General features: G+C 68.9%; 17 protein-coding genes. 3 read left to right on the top strand and 14 right to left on the bottom strand.

Going from position 1 to position 20,159, the window contains the following annotated elements; genetic code table 11:
* Window position 1: 1 nt before the first annotated feature.
* The 9 genes from UCD39_RS15560 to UCD39_RS15520 form a co-directional block, all read right to left on the bottom strand.
* Window positions 2-748, bottom strand: a complete 747-nt coding sequence (locus tag UCD39_RS15560) for an ABC transporter permease (protein WP_330496873.1) — start codon at window positions 746-748, stop codon at window positions 2-4.
* Window positions 685-1,002 (bottom strand): hypothetical protein, encoded by a 318-nt coding sequence (locus tag UCD39_RS15555; RefSeq protein WP_330496872.1) that lies wholly within the window; start codon window positions 1,000-1,002, stop codon window positions 685-687. Before UCD39_RS15555 ends, UCD39_RS15560 begins: the two co-directional genes overlap by 64 nt.
* The gene (locus UCD39_RS15550) at window positions 999-2,087 is read right to left on the bottom strand and encodes an ABC transporter permease (RefSeq protein WP_330496871.1); all 1,089 of its coding nucleotides are present in this window, start codon (window positions 2,085-2,087) and stop codon (window positions 999-1,001) included. The genes UCD39_RS15555 and UCD39_RS15550 overlap by 4 nt, the downstream gene beginning before the upstream one ends.
* Window positions 2,071-3,630: an ABC transporter ATP-binding protein gene (locus UCD39_RS15545; protein WP_330496870.1), complete on the bottom strand. Its 1,560-nt coding sequence runs from the start codon at window positions 3,628-3,630 to the stop codon at window positions 2,071-2,073. The genes UCD39_RS15550 and UCD39_RS15545 overlap by 17 nt, the downstream gene beginning before the upstream one ends.
* The gene (locus UCD39_RS15540) at window positions 3,627-4,688 is read right to left on the bottom strand and encodes a BMP family ABC transporter substrate-binding protein (protein ID WP_330496869.1); all 1,062 of its coding nucleotides are present in this window, start codon (window positions 4,686-4,688) and stop codon (window positions 3,627-3,629) included. The genes UCD39_RS15545 and UCD39_RS15540 overlap by 4 nt, the downstream gene beginning before the upstream one ends.
* Window positions 4,685-5,596, bottom strand: coding sequence for a nucleoside hydrolase (locus UCD39_RS15535; RefSeq protein ID WP_330496868.1), 912 nt, complete (start codon window positions 5,594-5,596; stop codon window positions 4,685-4,687). Before UCD39_RS15535 ends, UCD39_RS15540 begins: the two co-directional genes overlap by 4 nt.
* Window positions 5,597-5,630: 34 nt before the next feature.
* Window positions 5,631-6,716: an alkaline phosphatase D family protein gene (locus UCD39_RS15530; RefSeq protein ID WP_330496867.1), complete on the bottom strand. Its 1,086-nt coding sequence runs from the start codon at window positions 6,714-6,716 to the stop codon at window positions 5,631-5,633.
* 67 nt (window positions 6,717-6,783) lie between these two features.
* Window positions 6,784-9,297: a TonB-dependent receptor domain-containing protein gene (locus UCD39_RS15525; RefSeq protein ID WP_330496866.1), complete on the bottom strand. Its 2,514-nt coding sequence runs from the start codon at window positions 9,295-9,297 to the stop codon at window positions 6,784-6,786.
* A 212-nt stretch (window positions 9,298-9,509) separates the two neighbouring features.
* Entirely contained in the window at window positions 9,510-10,517 is a 1,008-nt protein-coding gene (locus tag UCD39_RS15520; protein ID WP_330496865.1) for a LacI family DNA-binding transcriptional regulator, read from the bottom strand.
* 350 nt (window positions 10,518-10,867) lie between these two features.
* Here UCD39_RS15520 and UCD39_RS15515 point away from each other — a divergent pair, with 350 nt between their 5' ends.
* Together UCD39_RS15515 and UCD39_RS15510 are read left to right on the top strand one after the other, a co-directional pair.
* Window positions 10,868-13,108, top strand: a complete 2,241-nt coding sequence (locus tag UCD39_RS15515; RefSeq protein WP_330496864.1) for a TonB-dependent receptor — start codon at window positions 10,868-10,870, stop codon at window positions 13,106-13,108.
* A gap of 46 nt (window positions 13,109-13,154) precedes the next feature.
* The gene (locus UCD39_RS15510; protein WP_330496863.1) at window positions 13,155-14,180 is read left to right on the top strand and encodes an adenosine deaminase; all 1,026 of its coding nucleotides are present in this window, start codon (window positions 13,155-13,157) and stop codon (window positions 14,178-14,180) included.
* Between the two features lie 87 nt (window positions 14,181-14,267).
* Here the strand turns inward: UCD39_RS15510 and UCD39_RS15505 are convergent, their stop codons facing one another.
* Window positions 14,268-14,684 (bottom strand): winged helix-turn-helix transcriptional regulator, encoded by a 417-nt coding sequence (locus UCD39_RS15505; protein ID WP_330496862.1) that lies wholly within the window; start codon window positions 14,682-14,684, stop codon window positions 14,268-14,270.
* Between the two features lie 77 nt (window positions 14,685-14,761).
* Here UCD39_RS15505 and UCD39_RS15500 point away from each other — a divergent pair, with 77 nt between their 5' ends.
* Window positions 14,762-15,625 (top strand): SDR family oxidoreductase, encoded by an 864-nt coding sequence (locus UCD39_RS15500; protein ID WP_330496861.1) that lies wholly within the window; start codon window positions 14,762-14,764, stop codon window positions 15,623-15,625.
* A gap of 75 nt (window positions 15,626-15,700) precedes the next feature.
* Here the strand turns inward: UCD39_RS15500 and UCD39_RS15495 are convergent, their stop codons facing one another.
* Genes UCD39_RS15495 through UCD39_RS15480 form a run of 4 tightly spaced genes read right to left on the bottom strand, consistent with a single transcriptional unit; the run spans window position 15,701 to window position 20,149 of the window.
* Window positions 15,701-17,098, bottom strand: a complete 1,398-nt coding sequence (locus tag UCD39_RS15495) for an MFS transporter (protein WP_330496860.1) — start codon at window positions 17,096-17,098, stop codon at window positions 15,701-15,703.
* Window positions 17,095-17,958: an alpha/beta hydrolase gene (locus UCD39_RS15490; protein WP_330496859.1), complete on the bottom strand. Its 864-nt coding sequence runs from the start codon at window positions 17,956-17,958 to the stop codon at window positions 17,095-17,097. The genes UCD39_RS15495 and UCD39_RS15490 overlap by 4 nt, the downstream gene beginning before the upstream one ends.
* Window positions 17,955-19,241 carry an NtaA/DmoA family FMN-dependent monooxygenase gene (locus tag UCD39_RS15485; RefSeq protein ID WP_330496858.1) on the bottom strand — a complete coding sequence of 429 codons (1,287 nt, stop codon included), beginning with the start codon at window positions 19,239-19,241 and terminating at the stop codon, window positions 17,955-17,957. The genes UCD39_RS15490 and UCD39_RS15485 overlap by 4 nt, the downstream gene beginning before the upstream one ends.
* The gene (locus tag UCD39_RS15480; RefSeq protein ID WP_330496857.1) at window positions 19,241-20,149 is read right to left on the bottom strand and encodes an LLM class oxidoreductase; all 909 of its coding nucleotides are present in this window, start codon (window positions 20,147-20,149) and stop codon (window positions 19,241-19,243) included. The genes UCD39_RS15485 and UCD39_RS15480 overlap by 1 nt, the downstream gene beginning before the upstream one ends.
* Window positions 20,150-20,159 lie beyond the last annotated feature (10 nt).

Below are 20,159 nucleotides of genomic sequence, written 5' to 3'. Positions count from 1 at the left end.
GTCAGGAGGAAAGAAGGGTGGCCCGGCCGGCTGCGGCGCGGCGCCGGGCGGCCAGGCGTTGGTGCTGCTTGACCAGGACCAGGGCGGCGATGGTGACCAGGGGCGGGATCATGAAGACCACCTCGGCCGGCACGGCCAGCAGGCCCAGGCGGGCGGCCATGACGGTGGCGCCGCCGAAGACCAGCGCAGCCGCCACGATGCCCAGGGGCCGGCGGCCACCCAGGAACACGGCGGCCAGAGCCAGATATCCCCGCCCCGCCGCCATGTCGGCCTGGAACAGCGTCAGGTAGCCCATGCCGAGGAAAACGCCGCCGCCGCTGGCCAGCAGGCCGCTCAGCAGCAGGCCGGCGTAGCGCAGCCGCTGCACCGGCAGGCCGGCGGCCAGCGCGGCTTGCGCGTTTTCCCCCGCCGCCTTGAGGCGCAAGCCGAAGACCGTGTGGCGCAGCGCCCACGCGATCAGGCCGGCGGCGGCTAGGGCGCAGTAGACGAGCACGTTGTGCCCGGCGTCCCCGTCGCCGTTCAGCAGGACGCCCAGCACCGGCACGCCGTCCATGCCAGGCCAGCGCAGGCTGGGCATGGCGAAGCTGGTCAGGCTGGCGGTGGAGCCCTTGTCCCCCGTCAGGTGGGCCATCAGCAGCACCGTCAATCCCTGGGCCAGGATGTTCAGCCCGATGCCGGCGACGATCAGGTCGGCCCCCAGCTCCAGATGGAACAAGGCCAGCAGGCCTGCCAGCGCCGTGCCGGCCAACAGGCCGGCTGCACACCCCAGCCACGGGTGCAGCCACAGGGGGCGTCCGGGAACCACAGGGCGGAATAGGCGGAGGTGATGACGCCCGCGAAGGCGGCCACCAGCATCACGCCCTCCAGCGCCACGTTGATGCAGCCGGCCAGTTCGGAGATCAGGCCGCCCAGACTGGAGAAGAGGATGGGGGTGGCGGCGCGCAGGGTGGCGGCCGCCACCACGGCGGCCACGGTGCCGGCCGCGACAAGGTCCAGGCTCATGCAGGTTTCCCCCCTATGCTTGTGCGGACGCGGCGCATCAACCCCAGGGCCAGGGGCGCCAGGCGGTCCGACACCACGAACAGGATGATCAGCGCCTGGATGACCAGAACCACCTCGCGCGGGACATCGGTGGCGCGCTCCATGGCCTGGGCGCCCACACGCAGGTAGGCGTAGCCCAGGGCCGCCAGGGGCAGGGCGCCCACCCGCCCGCGCGCCAGCAGCGCCACCACGATGCCCTCCAGCCCGATGCCGGGGGTGAGGTCGACGGGCAGGCGCTTCAGCAGGGCGTTCGACACGTGGAAACCCGCCAATCCGGCGAACGCGCCACCCAGCGCGAACGCCAGCGTCGTGGCCCGGGCCACCGGCACCCCGGCGCGGACCGCGAACCAGGGGTTGGCGCCGGCCAGGTCGATCTCATACCCCAGGGTCGTCCGGCGCAGCAGGAACAGGGCCGTCGCCACCGCCGCCGGCGCCACCAGCACCATGGCCGTCACGGTGGTGCGCGCGATCAATGGCGCCAGGGTCGCGGCCTCGGGCAGCGGGGGCGTGGTGATGAAGCCGGCGGAGGGGTCGTTCAGCACCCGGCCCACCGCCAGGCGGTAAACCTGCACCGCCACCACGTTCAGCATCAGGGTGGTTACGATCTCATTGGCCTCGAACCGGGTTTTCAGCAGCCCTGCCATCAGGCCCCAGCCAGCGCCTGCCGCCGCCGCCGCCAGGAAGGCGAGCGGCAGGGCGGTCGGCGTTTCCCCCAGACCCAGGCTGACGGCGGCCGCCGCCAGCGCGCCCATGAACAGCTGGCCGTCCGCGCCCAAGGAGAACTGCCGCGCGCGGAAGGGGATGGCGATGGCCAGCCCCACCAGGGTCAGCGTGGTGGCGTCCTGCAGCCAGGCGCCGAAGCGTACCAGCCGATGCACCGCTACGCGGCCATCGGCGGCGCGCTCGATCGAGGGCAGGGGGCCGGTCAGCAGCGCGCGGAAGGCGGCCCAGGGCTGGTCGCTGACACAGGCCATGACGGCGAAGCCCAGGGCCAGGGCAGCGCCCACGGCCAGGGCGATACGGGCCCCTTCACGCGACGGCGTCATGGTCGCCCCCGTCCACCGAGGGGCCCAGCCCCGTCATGTGCAGGCCCAGGGTCCGGGCATCGACGGCCCCGGCCGGGAACCGGGCAACAATCCGCCCCCGGTACAGCACGGCGATGCGGTCCGACAGGGCCAGCAGTTCATCCAGGTCAGCCGAAATCAGCAGGATGGCGGCACCCTGGTCGCGCAAAGCGGCCAAGCGGGACTGCAGGGCGGCTGCGGCGGCGATGTCCACGCCCCGGGTCGGCTGGCTGGCGACCAGGAAGGCGGGGGCGTCGGCGATCTCACGCGCCAGGATCAGTTTCTGCATGTTGCCGCCGGACAGTGCGCCCATGGGCTGGTGCGGCCCGGCCGCGCGCACGCCGAACCCGTCGATCACGGCCTGCGCCCAGCGTCGCGCGCTCCCGCGATCAATTAGGCCCCGTCGTGACAGGGGCGGGCGGGCGTAGCGGGTGGCCAGCAGATTGTCGAGGATGCTGAGCGTCGGGGCGGCGCCATCATGCAGCCGGTCCTCCGTCACCACCGCCACGCCGAGGGCGCGGACGGCGCGGGGGGAGAGGCCGGTGAAAGCCCGGCCATCCAGGCGGGCGTCGCCGGCGTTGGGGATGGCGGCGCCGGACAGCAGGCGCGCCAGCACGTCCTGCCCGTTGCCCTCCACCCCGGCGATGCCCAGGATCTCGCCGGGTGCGACGTCGAAGCCGACGTCGCGCAGCCGGATGGCCCCGTCATCGTCGACATAGCCCAGGCCGCGGGCGATGATCCGCGGGGCTGGGCGGGTGCGGGCTGTGCTTCGAGGGGGCGGGGGTGGCAGGTCCTGGCCCACCATCAGGTGGGACAACGCGCCCTCATCCAGCTCCGCCATGCGGGCGCTGCCGGTGACGCGGCCCTGGCACAGGACGGTCACGCCACCGGCCAGGGCCTTCACCTCATCCAGCTTGTGGGTGATGACCAGGATGGTGCGGCCGGCCTCGGCCAATTGGCGCAGGGTGGCGAACAGGGTTGCCGTCTCCGGCGGGGTCAGGACGGCTGTGGGCTCATCCAGCAACAGGATGCGGGCGCCCCGGTGCAGCACCTTCAGGATTTCCACCCGCTGGCGCACCCCCACCGGCAGGCTGGCCACCGTTGCCGATGGGTCCACCGCCAGCCCGGATTGCTCCACAAGCGCCCGGACGCGGGCCGCCGCCGCCGCCCGGTCCAGCCGGCCGCCGGCCCGGCGCGGCTCATGCCCCAGCACCACGTTTTCCGCCACCGTCAGCGACGGCACCAAGTTCAGGTGCTGGGCGACCAGGCCGACCCCGGCGGCGATGGCCTCGCCGGGGTGGCGGAAGTCCACCGGCCGGCCATGGATGCGCAGGGCGCCGGCCGTCGGCCGCTCCAGCCCATACAGCATCTTCATCACTGTGGACTTGCCGGCGCCGTTCTCACCCACCAGGGCGTGGATCTCGCCGGCTGCCACGGCGAAGCTGACGCCACTGTTGGCCAAGGTGCCGTTGGGGTAGCGCTTCTCCACACCCTCCAAGGCGATGGCGAGTGGGGCGACGGTCATGGCCGCCCCCCTGCGAAGGCGGTGGGCACGGCCAGGGTGCCGTCGATGATGCGCTGGCGCGCGGCCGCCACCGCGGCGCGCACGGCGGGCGGCACCGTCAGGGCGGCCTCCGGGTTGTCCGCCAGGCCGATGGCGCCCTCCTTCAGACCCAGGGACTCCGTCCGGCCCAGCGGCAGCCGGCCTTGTTGCCATAGCCGCAGGGCGCGCAGGATGGCGGCGTCCACATTCTTCATGACGGAGGTCAGGATGCGGGCGGCACGGCGGGGGCTGGACGTCCGGTAGAGGGCCGCCTGGTCGGAATCCACGCCGATGACGTAGCGCCCGGTTTCCTCGGCCGCCTCGATGACGCCTTGGCCGGTGGCCCCCGCCACCTGGAAGATGACGCCGGCCCCCTGGCCATATTGGGCCTTGGCGATCTCCTTGCCCGTCGCGGGGTCGGAGAAGGAGTTGGCGAACTGGCGCAGCACGGTGATGCCGGGCGCCGCGTCCTGCGCACCGGCCCCGTAGCCGGTGGCGAAATCGTTGATGACGGGGATGGGCATGGCGCCCACCAATCCCACCATTTCTCCGGCCCCGGCTATCGTCCCCGCCCGCGCCAGGCCGGCCGCCAGCACGCCGGCCAGATAGCCGCCCTCGTTCTGGCGGAAGCGCATGGAATAGACGTTGCCGCAGGCGCAGTGGGTGTAGTCGACCACGCCGTCGAACAGGATGAAGGTGACGTCCGGATAGTCGGGGGCCACCTTCTGCACCAGCGGCCCCATGGTGTAGGTGCCGGTCACGATGATGGGGAAGTCGCCGCTGTCGGCCAGGTCCACCAGGCCGCTTTCCCACCGCGTGGGGTCATAGCCGCCCTCGATGGTGCGGGTGGCCAGGTGCAGGTCGGCCTCCGCCTGGCGCAGGCCCCGGGCCGCGGAATCGAAGAAGGACTTGTCGCCTAGCGCCCCGTTGACGAAGAAAGCCACGCGTGGCGGGCTGCCGTCGGCCGCATGCGCGCTGGCACCGGCGGACGCCAGCCCCGTCATCACCATCAGCACCAGGGCGAGCGCGGGTCCCCTCATGGCAGCCGGGCCAAACGCTCGGCCATCAGGGACAGCAGGCCATCCGTATCCAGGCCGGTGTACAGCATGGCGTTGACCTCGCCCTCGTGGTGAAGGCGGCTGCGCCCCTCGTCGGGGCCCGGACGCCAGTCCACCTCCAGCCGGCCGGCCTGTCCGCTGAACAGCCGGGGCCGCAGCAGGGCCGCCACCGGACAGGCGTCGTGCAGCAGGGGGTCCTGTTCGCCGTACACCGCCAGCATGGCGGCCAGGGCCTGGGCCGATCGCGTGGGTTGGGCCGCCAGGGCCGCCAGCCACGCGGGCGTCATGGCCGCCTGGCCGGTCACGTCCAGCGGGAAGACCTCCAGCCTGGCGCCCGCGGTCATGACCACATGGGCGGCCGCCGGGTCCGCCCAGAAATTGAACTCCGCCGCTGGGGTGACATTGCCGGGGCAATGGGCGGCCCCACCCATGATGTGGATGGAGTGGGCACGCGCCAGCAGGCCGGGATGCCGTATCTCCACCAGGGCCAGGTTGGTCAGTGGTCCCATGGCCAGGATCGTCAGGTCCGCCCCCAGCGGCGACAGCAGCAGGTGGGCTAGGACGTCGGCCGCATGGTCGGCCTCCCCCGGGGCCGCACCCGGACGCCCATCGCCGTCCAGGCTCACCCCGCCCAGCCCATCCTCGCCATGCACCAGGTTGGTCCGGGCCTGGGGATACAGCAAGGGCCGGGCGGCACCGGCGTGGACCGGGATGTCAGGCCGGCCGAACAGGTCCAGCAGGCGCCGGGCGTTGGTGGCGGTGACGCCCACCGGCCGGTTGCCGGCCACGCAGGTCACCGCGCGCACGTCCAGTTCGGGGGAGGCGACCGCCAAGGCAAGGGCCAGGGCGTCATCGATGCCGGGATCACAGTCAATCAGAACCGCAGTCATGAACGTCTTTCTTGGGAAATGGCAAAAGCGTGCTTCAGGGGTGCAGGCTGTCCAGGGCCACCGTATGCTGGATGCCGATGCCGCCATCAGCCGTCCGCACCTCCATCACCACCTGGGGTTCCGGCGCCTCCCACAGGATGTGGATCATGCCGAAATTGCGCTGGGCCACGGTGCCTATGGGCAGGCGGTTGAGGTTGGGGCCGGGCAAGGGCCAATAGTGGGTCAGGCCGCTGCTGGTGACGTCATAGAGGGGATAGGGCGTGCCCCGCGTCAGGACGCTGATCTCGCCGTAATGCACCTCCCCGCTCAGGAACAGGACGCCGCCGGCGCCGGTGCGGGCGATGAGGTCGGCCAGGCGCTGACGCTCCAGGGGGAAGTTGGTCCAGGCCTCATAGCCCCGGTGGCCGGCGGCATAGGGGACGCTGGACCCGACCAGGCGAACCCGGGCCGGTCGCCGCAGTTGCGCCTCCAGCCAGCGCCATTGCACGGGTCCCAGCATGGTGGCCGCCGGATCCAGGTTGGGCAGATAGGGGCCGAAGCCGCTCTTGGCCGTGCGTTCCGGCTCGTCATGGCGCAGCAAGGGGCTGCGGTTGTAGCGCAGGTCCAGCAACAGGATCTGGACGCGCCGCTCCGGCGGCCCCAGCTCCAGCGCGTGGTAGACGCCATCGGGACGCGTCCGCCTCGGGTCGTGCGCGGGCACCTGGAAGAAGTCCAGGAACAGCGTGCGGGCGGCGTCCTTCCCGGGGAAATCGGCGCCACCGTCATGAACGCCATAATCGTGGTCGTCCCAGGTGGCCTCGATCGGCACATGGGCGCGGAAGGCCCGGAACTCGGGGGAGGCGTCCAGCCGCTGGTACATTTCGGCCAGGGCCGGGATGATCCCCGCCTTGGCCGTCACGGCGTCGTCGGCATAGACGGTGTCGCCCAGGAACAGGAACAGGTCGGGGTCGGTCGCGGCGATGGCCGGCCAGATGTCCTGCGCCATTTCCGGATGGTCGCAGCAGCCGAAGGCGATGCGCGTCAGGCGTTCCCCGGCCACACTCGGCGCCGGGGCCGCCCGCCCCAGGCGGGTCAGCAGCGTGGCGCCCGTGGCGGCCAGCAAGGAACGGCGGTTGAACATCGGTATCCTCGGGGTCGAGGACCCCGCCGGTGACGGCGGGGGCCCGGTCAGGCTCTACGTGTCAGGCTCAGTATTTGGTGCGCAGGGTCACGACGAAGGTGCGCGGGCTGCCCAGGAAATAGCGGCCGGACGTCAGCGGATTGCTGGTCGTCAGTTCCATGCCGATGCCGGCCAGGTAGTGCTGGTCGAACAGGTTGTCGACGTTCACCGCGATCTCGGTGTCGTGCAGCGGGCCCGTCCATCCATCGTCCAGGCGGTAGGTCGCTGACAGGCCCACCAGGGTGTAGGCCGGCATGTATTCCCGCGGGTAATAGGCCGGGCCGCTGGCCACCACCGTGTTCTGTACCGCGCCGTAGGTCCCGGCCTGGCGGCCGACATAGCGGGCGTTGACCATCAGGCGCAGCGGGTCGATGGGGCGCCAGCCCACCTCGCCATACAGGCTGTGGCGCGGCTGGCCCAGCACCGGGTCGCCCTTGGCAATGCCCTCCGCCAGGGTCGCCACCTTGTAGAAGGCGTCGTTGAAGGCGTAGTTGCCGTAGAGGTCGACGGCGCCGAACTGGGCGGTGGCGGTCAGTTCCACGCCGCGGGAGGTGATGCCGCCCTGGTTCAGGAAGGTGGTGGTGGCGTCGCGGCTGAAGATGTCGCCGTCCGGGTTGCCGTTCTGGATGGAGATGCGATTGTCGTAATCGATCCAGTAGCCTTGGACGGAAAAGCCGAAATTGCCCAGGGCCCAGCGGGCGCCCACGTCGTAGTTGGTGGAGGTCTCCGGTTGGATGCCCTTCTTGCTGTCGATGGCGGCGGTGCCCTCGAACACGCTGTCGGGCAGGGCGCTGAAGTTCCGCGAGCCGCTGGCGAACAGTTCCAGGCTGTCGGTCACGTGGTACAGCAGGCCCACCTTGGGCAGCACGTCGGAATGAACGCTCAGTTCCCGCGTGCCGGCGAACTCCACCGGCGAACGGTAGGTCTCATCGAAATCCTGGTAGGTCAGGCCGGCAGACACCTCCGCCTTGCTGTCCAGGAAGCGCAGCTTGTACTGGCCGTAATACATGTGCGTGTCGGACGCGTAGTGGCGATCCTGGGTGATGGAGTACAGGCCGCTGTCGCTGTAGTCGTCGCTGATCTTGGGATCGGTGACCTTGTACCAATTGCGGGTCTTGGCGCGGTCGATATGCTCCACCCAGATGCCGGCGCGCAGTTCCTGGTTATCGCCGATGGTGCCCTTCAGTTCGCTCAGGCCACCCTCGCGATCCATCTCATAGCCGCCCTTGCGGCGTGAGGCTTCGCGGGCGCCCCACTGGCTGGTGGGGTTCATCTGGTATTTGGCGGCGGCCGGGCAGCCGGCGGCCTTCAAGGACGCGGCGCTGGTGCCGCCGGGGTAGGTGACGGCCGCCACCGGGATCAGGGCGCCGCTGGCGGTATGGGCGTACTGGTTGGCGTAGCATTCCTGCACCGTGCCGGTGGCCTTGCCGCCGGGCGCCACCGCGCTGTAGAGCTGGCCGTTGGCCGGTAGCTGGACGTAGGGCACATAGAACCAGCCCGCCCCCTCCTCATGATGGTAGTAGGGCTTGACGGAGAAGGAGATATTGTCCGTCAGGGGTGTCGAAATATCGATGTGGCTGAAGTATTCGCGGCTGTCGATGCCGCGTGTCTTGCGGTTGTTCTGGTCGATGTTGGGGTCGCCGGTCCAGGCGTCGGTCAGCCCGTCGGTGTTGGGATTGGTCTCGAAGTTGGCCTTGTAGAAGGGGGCGCTGATGGCGCGCAGGGCCACGGCGTCGTAATCGTTATCCGACAGGTTGTTGTAGCTGAAGCTGGCCTTGACCTTGGCGCCGTTGTCGAACTCCTTCACCATCTTGAAATCGACATGGTCGCGCTTGCTCTCGCCCGATTGGGCGCCGGGCCAGGTGTTCAGCTGCTCATGCGAATAGCTGAGATAGGCAGTCAGGCCGCGCGCGATCTCACCCGTGTCCAGGCGGCCGAAGGCGCGGCGGTAGCCGACGTCGCCGCCAGACAGCTCCGCCGCGCCGCCGGCGGTGGCGGCGGGGTCGCGGCTCTGGAAATCGATGTAGCCGCCCAGGGCCTGGTTCGACGGCGTGCCGATCTCACCCGCCGATTGGGAAACGGAGATGCGTTCCAGGTTGCCGCCGTCGATCAGGCGTGACGGCATGGTGCCGCCGTTGGACAGGGTGGAGCCGTTGGGGATGCCGTCGACGGAAACGCCGATCTGCTCCTTGTTCAGCCCGCGCATGCTGAGGCGCATGGAAAAACTGCCAGTCATGGCGTCGCTGGACCCCACCAGCACGCCGGGCACCCGGTTGATCATCTTCAGGGGATCCAGGCCGGGTGGCAGCTCCTTGATGGCCTCGGCGTCGACGATGCTGTTGGCCCGCGTCTCGCCGATGCCCAGCTTGTGGGCGGTGATGACGATGTCATCCAAGGGGGAGTCGTCGGACCCGGTCGCCTCCGCCGCACTGGCCATCCCGGACACCGCCCCAGCCAATATCCAGAGCGAGGCGCCGGCCAAGGCTGCCCTGGTCAGTTCATTTCTCCGCGTCGCCGTCCGGCGCCCCGTCATCCGCTTCATGCCCCAATACCCCTTCTTGGTTTCGGCCCCCGCCGTGATCTCCGCGGCCCCCGCCGCGGTGGCTCCATTCGGTGCGGGCTTCTGATGAAACGTTTCATATTTAATGCGCGACAGGTGCGCAATGTCAACTTATACGTTTCACTCAAATGTCATGAAAAGCGGCTGCTCTGGTCCGCCACCGCAGGGGCAGGGGCAGGGGCAGGGGGCAGAGTTCAGGGGGCGGGCGGGGGTGCCACGGTGCCGCGTTCGACATAGGTCACGTCGAACACCAGGCGGCGCCGGGATTCCGTTGGCTTGGCGATGCGGCGCAACAGGGTGTTCACCGCCTCGATCCCCATCTCTTCCACCGGGATGTTGATGGTGGACAGGCCGGGGAAGGCCAACGCGCCGTAGGGAATGTTGTCGAACCCGATGATGGAAACGTCCTCCGGCACGCGCAGACCCCGCTGGCGCAGGGTGTTGATGGCGCCCAGCGCGATCAGGTCGGCACCCACGCACAGCGCCGTGACCGACCCGTCCGCCACGGCGGCGGCCACCGCCGGTTCCAGGTCGAAGGAATAGGCGTTGTGCAGGTGCCAGGCCAGGGCGTCGTGCCGGCGCAGCACCTCGGCGCTGCTCTCGGACCGTTGGCGGGAGCTGCGCACGTCGGTCGGGCCGGAAATGACCCCGATGCGCCGGTGCCCCGCCCGGATCAGCCGCTCGGCCGCCATGCGCCCCCCGGAATCGACGTCGATCTGGATCAGGTCGTGGCGGGGGTTGTCGCGGTCCAGCACCAGCACCGGCAGCCCGCCGGTCAGGTCCGCCAGCGTGTCCTCGTCATTGATGGGGAACCAGATCAGGCCGTCCACCCCGCGCTGGATCAGGGCTTGGGCGGCGGCGCGCTCGGCCTCGGGCGAGCCCTGCGTGTCGGTGACGAAGACGCTGTAGGCGCTTTCCCGTGCCGCATGCACGACGTTCTGGGCCAAGGCCGGGAAGAAGGGGTTGGTCAGGTCGGGCAGGATCAGGCCGATGGCGCTGGTCTTACCCGTCCGCATGGCCTTGGCGCTGAGGTTGGGGCGATAGCCCAGGCGCGCCGCGACCTCCAGCACATGGCGGCGCGTGTCTCCGCCCACGGAACCGACATCGTTCAGCGCGTAGGACGCCGTGGCCACCGACACGCCCGCGGCCAGCGCCACGTCCTTCAGGGTGGGGCGTTTGGCGCTGTTTTCATCCTTGGTCATCGGGGTCTCTGGGTTGGCGGGGGTGATTAATCGTTTGTGGCGTATTTCAGCCGAATCCCGCTGGAAATGGGAAGGGGCATGGTTGTGCCCAGTTGACGAGGGCGGTGAAAGTCCGTCAAGCGCCGAACCTTTATGAATCGATTAAAAATCTACAATCCCACCTTGACGGGCGGGTAGTGCCAGGCAAGCATAGGAAATACAGGGAATCAGTTCGGCGGCGCTGAGCCACCGGGCACGTCTTTTTGCGCCTTATAAATGAAACGTTTAATTAAAGCAGACTGCACCGCCAGGGTCATGGCGTGGCGGCAACGGACGGGGCATGAACGATGGGAGTTAAAACGATGGGACTCATGAGGGTGACGACGGCGGCGGCGCTGGTGGCGTTGGCGGCGGGGGAAGGGGCGGCGGTCGCGCGGGCGGCGGAGACGGCAGACGGCCCGCCCGCCTTGGAGGAGATCGTGGTCACGGCGCAGAAACGGACGGAGGACCTGCAGCAGGTGCCGCTGTCCGTCAGCGTCATGAACGGCGACGACATGCGGGGTCTGGCGGTGTCGGGTGATGACATCCGGGTGCTGTCCGGGCGCGTGGCCAACCTGAACGCGGAGTCCACCTTTGGCCGCGTCTATCCGCGCTTTTACATACGGGGGCTGGGCAACGAGGACTTCACCCTGAACGCCTCGCAGCCGGTGGCGCTGTACTATGACGACGTCGTGCTGGAGAACCCGGTGCTGAAGGGGATGCCCGCTTTCGACCTGGAACGGGTCGAGGTGCTGCGCGGTCCCCAGGGCACGCTGTGGGGCAAGAACACCACGGCGGGCGCCGTCCACCTGGTGTCCCGCAAGCCCACGGACGCGACCGAGGGCTATGCCGATGTCACCTATGGTAACTTCAGCAGCTACACTGCGGAATCGGCGGTGGGGGGCAGCCTGGGCGACGGCCTCGCCGCCCGGGCGTCCGTCCTGTATCAGCACCGCGACCCGTGGGTGCGCAACGTGGTCACGGGGAACAAGCTGGATGGCTATGACGACCTGGCGGCGCGGGTGCAGGTGCAGTGGAAGCCCGGCGAGCGCTTCACCGCCCTGGTCCAGGCGTTCGGCCGTTCACTGGACGGCACCTCCACGCTGTTCCACGGCGCCGGCACCGATGCGACCGTCGGCGTCCTGCCCTTCGACAAGTATGACATCGCGGAGGAGAGCGATAACAACAACCGGCAGAAGGTGACCACGCGCGGTGTCACCCTGAACGCCGCCTATGAATTCGACGACGTCACCCTGACCTCCATCACCGCCTGGCTGACCGGCAGCATGTTCAGTGTCGGCGACGTGGATGGTTCCCCCCGGCCGGCGCTGGTCAACGCGTCCGACGTCGACGGGCTGACGCAGGTGACGCAGGAACTGCGTCTCGCCTCCAAGCCCGGCGGGCCCTTTGGCTGGCAGGGCGGCCTCTACTATTTCTCCGAGGATCTGAACTACTGGAACACCACAGCCAACAACAGCTTCCAGACGGCGGATGGCATGCCCGGCTTCGGCGCCTATCAGCGGGCGCGCCAGCGCAGTCACAGCGGTGCGGCCTTCGGCCAGGCCAACTATTCCCCCACCGAGCGTCTGACCCTGACGGCCGGACTGCGCTACACCGTCGATGCGGTGGACTTCTGGCAGGACTCCTCCTCCTTCACGCCCAAGCCCACCGACCTCGCGGCCTTCCCCAACTTCGCCACCGATCCGTTTTACAAGGTGGCGGGCCGGGGCCCCGGCCCCTGGTTCCTGCCCCGGTTTTCCAGCACCGACGGCCGCTGGGGCAAATTCACCTATGACGGCAGCGTGGCCTACCGCCTGGATGACCAGATCAACCTCTATGCCCGCGTTGCGGAGGGGTACCACGCCGGCGTGATCACGGGGCAGGCCATGTTCGACCCGTTGCAGAAGGCCGATCCCGAAACGGTGACCTCGTACGAGGCCGGGGTGAAGGGCGACTTCTTCGGCCGGCGCTTGCGTACCGACCTTTCGGTCTTCCACTACGTCTACCGCAACCAGCAACTGGTGGCCTACAGCACCCTGGCGGCGGGGCAGGAAATCATCCGCCTGATCAACGCCAAGGGCGGTGTCGGCACCGGCTTTGAGCTGGAGAGCAAGCTGCAGGTGACGGACGGCCTGGTGCTGGGCGCCAATCTCGGCTTTGTGAAGACTGAGATCCAGGGCCCGACGGAGGTGGACGACCCCCGCAATCCCGGCCACCCCCTGGACATCGCCGGCCAGCCCTTTCCCTTCGCCCCCCGGTGGACCGCTTCGCTGACGGCCGACTACACCTATCCGCTGGGCGGTGGGCGGGAGGTGTTCCTGGGTACCGACTGGACCTATCGCGGCGATGAGAATTTCCAGCTGACCAGCTTCGTTCAGCCGCAATTCCGGGGGCAGGGGTATTGGGAGGGCGGGGCCCGGGCGGGCTATCGCTTCGGCCGCACCCAGGTCGCGGCCTGGGTACGCAACATCACCGACGCTTCCGTCCTGACCAGCGCCGTGAACGTCAACGGCTACGCCGGCGTGTTCACCAACCCGCGCACCTACGGCGTGGAACTTTCCACCCATTTCTGAAGACCAGCGATCCCCGGGGGTGGTCCCCCGGGGATCAGGAGCGACCATGACCGATACCCTTGCCCTACCCCTGGCCGATTTCATCCGCGGCCTACCCAAGGCGGAGCTGCACCTGCACATCGAAGGCAGCCTGGAGCCGGAGCAGATGTTCGCCTTCGCCCGCCGTAACCGCGTGGCGCTGCCCTTCCGCACGGTGGAGGAGGTGCGGGCCGCCTACGCCTTCACCAACCTTCAGGACTTCCTGGACATCTATTACCAGGGCGCCCAGGTCCTGCGCACGGAAGAGGATTTCCGCGACCTGGCGCTGGCCTATTTCCGCCGGCTGGCCGCCGACGGCGGCGTGCATGCCGAGATCTTCTTCGACCCCCAGACCCACACCGACCGAGGCATCCCCTTCCCGGTGGTGGCCGACGGCCTGCTGGCCGGCATGGCGGCGGCGGAGAGGGAGTTGGGCATCACCGCCCACCTCATCCTCTGCTATCTGCGCCACCTGGATGAGGAGTCGGCCTTCGCCACGCTAAGGGCGGCGGAGCCCTATCTGGACCGCATCGCGGGCGTGGGGCTGGATTCGTCGGAGGTGGGCAATCCCCCGTCGAAGTTCGCGCGCGTCTTCCAGGCCTCGCGGGAGCGGGGGCTGAAGCTGGTGGCCCACGCGGGGGAGGAGGGGCCGCCCGACTATGTCTGGCAGGCGCTGGACATCCTGGGCGTGGACCGCCTGGACCATGGCAACCGCGCGCTGGAGGATGCCGATCTGACCCGCCGCCTGGTGGACCAGGGTACGACGCTGACGGTGTGCCCGCTGTCCAACCTCAAGCTCTGCGTCGTGCCCAGCCTGAAGGCGCATCCCCTGCGGCGCATGCTGGACCTGGGCCTGAGGGCCACGGTCAATGCCGACGATCCGGCCTATTTCGGCGGCTACCTGCTGGACAACTACGTGCGGGTGGCGACGGCCCTGGGCCTGGACCGGGGGCAATTGGCGCAACTGGCCCGCAACAGCATCACCGGCTCTTTCCTGGATGCCGCCGCCCAGGCGCCCCACCTGGCGCGGTTGGATCAGGGTCATCATAACTAATTGGATTTAAATAGAAGAGGATCTCTCCGCCGGAGACTGTCGCCTTGACGCGACGGGTGCCTGGAAGTCACCCGGTGACCGGTGTTCTTACTCTTCGTCAAATCGTCGCCGCGAATCGTAAACGCTCTCGCGATTGGCGGCGACCCAGTCGACGAGCGCCAGCAAGGGCGTCATCAGGGCGCGCCCCAGCTCGGTCAGCGCATATTCGACGCCCGGTGGCCGGGTATCGAAAACAGTCCTCCGCAGCAATCCATTCCGTTCGAGATCGCGCAGGCCCTGCGTCAGCATGCGCCGCGAGATATCCGGCAGCGATCGCAGCAACATGTTGAAACGCTTGGGCTCTTCCTGAACCTCGAGAAGAATGAGGACGGTCCACTTGGCGGTGATCTGATCCAATATGCTGCGGATGGGGCAATTGTGCGGGTCAAACCCCTCGGCCTGCCAGGCGGCGATGCGCGCGCGCCGCGACCCCGCGCCCAGGTTACTCTCAGGTAACGTGGTCACGATAACCTGCCTCCTTGTTGCGAAATCGAAAGGTCCCTAATTGAGACCTGCGATCATTTATACCGAGAGGCTTCTCCATGACCACCTATCTCGTCACCGGCGCTTCGGGCCAGTTGGGCCAGCTTGCGGTCGGACATCTCGCAACCATCGTCGATCCTTCAGAGATCATCGCGTTGGTTCGCTCGGACGCGGCGGAAGCGGCGTATGCGGCCCAGGGTATCGCCACCCGGCGCGGGGATTACGATGACCGGGCGTCGCTGGTCGCCGCTTTTTCCGGCGTCGATCGTTTGCTGTTCATCTCCTCTTCCGCGATTGGCCGCCGCGTCGCCCAACATGAGAATGTCGTGGAGGCGGCGAAGACGGCCGGCGTGGGCTTCATCGCCTATACCTCCCTGGTCGGCGCGGCGGCCAAGGCGATGGTGATCGGTCAGGAGCATGTGGCGACCGAGGCGATGCTGGCGCGCAGCGGCATTCCCCACACCCTCATCCGGAACGGCTGGTACATCGAGAATTTCCTGATGAACCTGCGGCCGGCGCTGGCGACGGGGCAAATCTTCGGCGCCTCTGGCGATGGCCGCTTCTCGCCCGCCACGCGGGCGGACTATGCCGCCGCCGCCGCCATCGTCCTCAAGGGCGGGTATGACGGCCAAACCCTGGAACTGGGCGGGGACAACTCCTTCACCATGACGGAGTTCGCGCAGACGCTGTCGCACCTGAGCGGCAAGTCCATCCAGTTCGTCAACATCCCGCAGGATGCCTTGGCGAGCGGCATGGTGCAGGCCGGCTTGCCCGGGCCGGTCGCCGCGGTTTTGGCTGATGCCGATGCCCGGGCCGCCGAGGGGGTGTTGCTCACGGAGGGCAAGGTGCTGTCGCGTATCCTTGGGCGACCGACGACGTCTTATGGCACCGTGCTCAAGGCGGCGCTCGCTCAGCCGGCCTGATCAGGGGGCCTGATCAGGGGTCAGATGATCGGCCCGGCGATTGGCCGGGCCGATGCCGCCCCGGGGCCTCGCGGATCAATTCGCTGCGGGTTCCGCAGCAATGACCGGCCTGGTGAATTCCGGGCTGCGCGCGCCCAGCTTGTAGAAGCCGATGCACACGGCGTTGCAGATGAACAGCAGCAGGGGGATGACGACGTAGCCGGCGTAGAGCGCCAGGATGGCGGATCGTGGCTGTTCCACCAGCTGGCCGTTCTTGGTCGGAATATAGTGGGCCAAGTTGAGCATGATGCCCAGCAGGGCCACGCCCAGGGCGAAGGTGCCCTTCTCGATCACGGCCATGATGCTGGACAGCAGGCCCTCGCGCCGCAGGCCGGTCAGTTCCCGGTCATAGGCCAGGGTGTCCGCCAGCATGGAGATGGAGAACAGGATCATGCCGCCGGCGCCGACGCCGCTGGCCACGCCACGGGTCAAGAGTTCGAGGGTGCTGACGCCATCCTTGCCGACGAACAGCCAGCTGGCCGCCGCCAGGGCCATGACGGCCATGCCCACCAGATAGGCGTTGCGCTTGCCCGTCCGCCGTTCCAGCCACAGCCAGGCGGGCATGGACAGCCCTGAGGCGATGTTCTGCGCCAGGGCCAGCTGCATCTGGCCCTCATAGCCCAAATGCAGCACGTTCAGCATGAACAGCAGGCTGGTGGTGGCCAGGCTGGCGAAGGCCAGGAACTGGCAGACCTTGGCCGCCATCAGCAGGCAGAAGGGCCGGTTGCGGAACACGGTCACCCATGAGCCGCCGGCGGCCTTTTCCACCGGGGTGGGCGCGTTCTCCAGCGCCGGCGCCTTGGCCGTCCCGAAGAAGGACAGCGCCATCGCGGTGCCGATGATCAACGCCATGGTCCAGCCCATGATGGCGTAACCCCGCGCGCCCCCACCACCGTGGGTGATGAGGGCGGCTGTGCCCGCCATGGCCAGGATCTGGCCCAACGAGACGAAAAGCGTGCGGAAGGACAGCAGGCGCGACCGTTCATAGCGCGACGGTGTCATCTCCGACGGCATCGCCATGTAGGGCACGTTGAACAGGGAATAGCCGGTGGAATAGATGATCAGCGCCAGCAGCATGTAGAGGATCAGGGCGGTGTCGCCCATGTCCGGCGCGCAGAAGATCATCAGGAACGAGGCCGCGGACACGAAGCCTCCAGCCAGCAGAAAAGGGCGGCGCCGGCCCCAGCGGCTGCGCGTGCGGTCGCTGAGCATGCCGATGACCAGGTCGGCGACGGCGTCGTACAGCTTCGACGCCATAAGCAGATAGCCCGCCAGCTCCGTGTTCTTGCCCAGCACGGTGGACATGAAGGCCGGGAAGTAGGCTGTCACCGTGTTCAGCATGATGGAGACGCCGACGGTGCCGACACCGAAGCCGATGCAGACGCCCATGCTGAGGCGGGTGGTTTCGCCGTTGCCGGCGGGCGGGACGGTCATGGGCGATCTCCATCCAGGAAGTCGACGATGGCCCGCGCCTTGGCCACGGGGTCGGAGGCGACCGGGGCCACCCCGCCGTGTCGCAGCAGCCCCGCCGCCTCGTCGATGGCGGTGTTCAGGGCCGCCAGCTCCCCTTGCGCCTTCAGCAGCAGGACGGGGCAGTGGATGAGGGGAAGGCGCTCCAGCGGCCGGTAGCGGAAGGCCGCGAGATACGGCAGGGCGTAGGTGTCCAGCGCCTTCAGCACATCCAGGGCGGCGTCATGCAGCACCCGGTTGCTGGGCATGTGGCCGGGCAGGCGGTGGTCCGCGTCGCGCATGAAGTGCGGAAAATACAGCGCCTGGTCGCGCACGAAATGGAAGGCCCAGACCAGGTGCGTGCCATGCTCGTCCGGCTCCTTGCGCGGGGCGTAGTGCTCCAGGACGGCGGCCCGCGTGGCGTCGTCATACTCCTTGATGCCATCCAGCACGGCATGGCGCACGCGACCATTCCCGTCGGCGCCGCCCGCCATGACCGCCAGTTCGCAGGCCGTGCGGGCGCCGGTGTGGGTGCCGTAGACGTCGAAGGCGCCGATGTCCATGGCGTCGGCCAGGCGCAACACGCTGTCGGCGAAATAGGCGATGTCCGGCGAGGGGATGGCAGGGGCCGGTGAATCGCCGTTGCCCAGGGTGTCGGGCGCCACCACCGTGCGGCCGGACCGCGCGATCTCCACCATCAGCCCTTCCAGCCAGCGGGAGGAGGTGGGGGAGGCGTGCAGCAGGAACACCGGCGGCTGGGTCGCCGCCGGGTTCACGATGCGCCGTAGGTGGACCTGGCCTTCACGGATGCGGACAAAGGCGCGTTCGACCGATGTGTCCGTCATGCCCGGAACTCACCAAGAAGATGATCGCGCAGGGTCGGTCCCTGATACTCCCGCCGCAGCAGGCCGCGCTGCTGCAACAGGGGCGCGACGTGGGCGCAGAACAGTTCCAGCTCGCTGGGCATGTAGCCCGGCTGCAGGGTGAAGCCGTCGCAGGCGCCGGCGTCGATCCAGGTTTCCATGCGATCGGCCATCTGTTCCGGCGTGCCGACGAAGATGGCGTGGCCGCGCGGCTTGCGGGCGTAGTCGCGGCAGGCGTCGGCGATGGACAGGCCGGCCTCCACCGCTGGTGTCAGCATGCGGCGCACGTCTTCCGCCGGGAACTCGCAGGCGGCGCAGATCTCGTCCAGCGGGAAGGGCTGGTTGGCCGGCAGCCGCGTCAGGTCATAGCCGATGGATTCACTTAGGTATTCGATGCAGAGCTGGTCGTCGGCCAATTCCAGCACATGGCGGTGCTTGCGCTGCGCCTCCTCCTCCGTGTCGGCCAGGATGAAGGCCAACCCCGGCATGATCAGCATCTTGGAGGGATCGCGACCCAGGGCGCGGGCCCGCTCATGGATGTCGTCGCGATAGGCGCGGCCGGCGTCGATGGTGGGGGCGGGGCAGAAGATGGCCTCAGCCGACTGGGCGGCGAAATTCCGCCCGTCCGGCGACTGTCCCGCCTGCACCAGCACGGGCCGGTATTGCGGGGAGGTCGGGAAGTCCAGGGTGCCGGCGATGTCGAACCACTGGTTCCTCAGCGCATCGGCGGCGGTGGCCGCCGGAAGGCCGGCCGCCTGCCGCCAGAACGCGTCCGCGGCGTCGACGAAGGCCTGGGCGCGGGCATAGCGCGCCGACTTCTCCAGCAGTTCCGGCTCACCGAAGTTCCAGGGGCTGTTGGGGTGCACGGTGGTGACGATGTTCCAGCCGGCCCGGCCCTGGCTGATGAAGTTCAGGGCCGCGAACTTGGCCGCCACCTCCGCCGGCTCGTTATAGGTGGTGGATACCGTGGCGACCAGGCCGACGCGGCTGGTCACGCCGGCCATGACCGCCAGCAGGGTGAAGGGGTCCAGCGTGGGGATGGCGAGGCGGCCGGGCGTGCGGCCGGCGGCGTCGCGCCCCTGCAATTGGTCGCCGAAGACGATGGCGTCGAAGCGCGCGTCCTCCACCATGCGGGCGATGCGCTCGTAATAGGCGCGCTGGAACACCGCGTCGGGGGTGGCCTTCTCTTCCCGCCAGCCGCCGGGAAAGAAGCCGATGCCCTGTAGGAAGGCCCAGAGGTGCAGTCTACCGTTCTCGCGCGACATCAGGCGGGGACCTTCTTCGAGTGTGTGGTGGCCTGCGAATAGGGGTTGGCGGGCGCGGCCAGGCCCAGGCGGGCGCGCGCCGTGGCGCCGGTGGTGGGCTGCCGGGTGTAATGCCGACGCAGCGCCTCAAGCTGGTCGATGGCATCCGGCCCCGCGACATGCAGTCCGTCGGCCTTGCCGGCCCGCACCAGGGCCTCGCCCTGTTCCACCGTGGCGGCGATCACCTTCAGCAGGCGCACGGCGCCCCGGGCATCGACGCCCGCCAGCCGCTCGGCGCCGCCCAGCACCACGTCCGCCGGTATGGTGCTGCCGGCCACGTCGTCCAGGTCGCGCACCAGCAGGGGATGGCCCTGCGGCGGCCGGGCGGCGTTCAGCGGACCCATGGTGGCGAAGAAGGGGCCGCGATAATCGACGCGGCGGACCTTGGCGCTGTCCAGGTAGGCGCCGCTGTCCTTGTTCAGGATCAGCGCGTCCTGGTCCCAGCTGTCCCACAGGGCGCGGGTGGCGCGGATGAAGTCGTCATGCTTGGCCACCCGGTCGCCGGGGGGCAGGTGGTAGGCGTCGCCATAGGCGGCGTCGAAGCGGGCGCCGCCCTGGAGCAGCGGTAGCCAGCCGGCGCGCCCCGCAGTCAGGAAATCCGCCGCCGACAGGGCGCGGGCGATATGGAAGGGGACGGAATGCACCGCGGGCAAGGCCGCCACCACTACGGGCGTGGCCAGCCGGCGGGCGATCCAGGGCAGGGTCACCACCGCCTCCAGCCGGCCCGGTTCCAGCGTGCCGGCCCCGGTCTCGTGGGCCAAGAGGACGAAGTCGGCGCCCGCTTGCTCGATACGGTCGGCCTGTTGGCCCAGCCGGGCGAAGGCCGACCCGTCCCGGGGCGAGACGTCAATGCTGATCGATAGGTACATGGCGCAAGCC

Origin of the sequence: Nitrospirillum karajorum, assembly GCF_036348415.1 — a bacterium.
GTDB classification, from domain to species: domain Bacteria; phylum Pseudomonadota; class Alphaproteobacteria; order Azospirillales; family Azospirillaceae; genus Nitrospirillum; species Nitrospirillum amazonense_B.
Note: the sequence above shows the minus strand (reverse complement) of the source record. Positions and strands in the feature narration are given on the sequence as shown.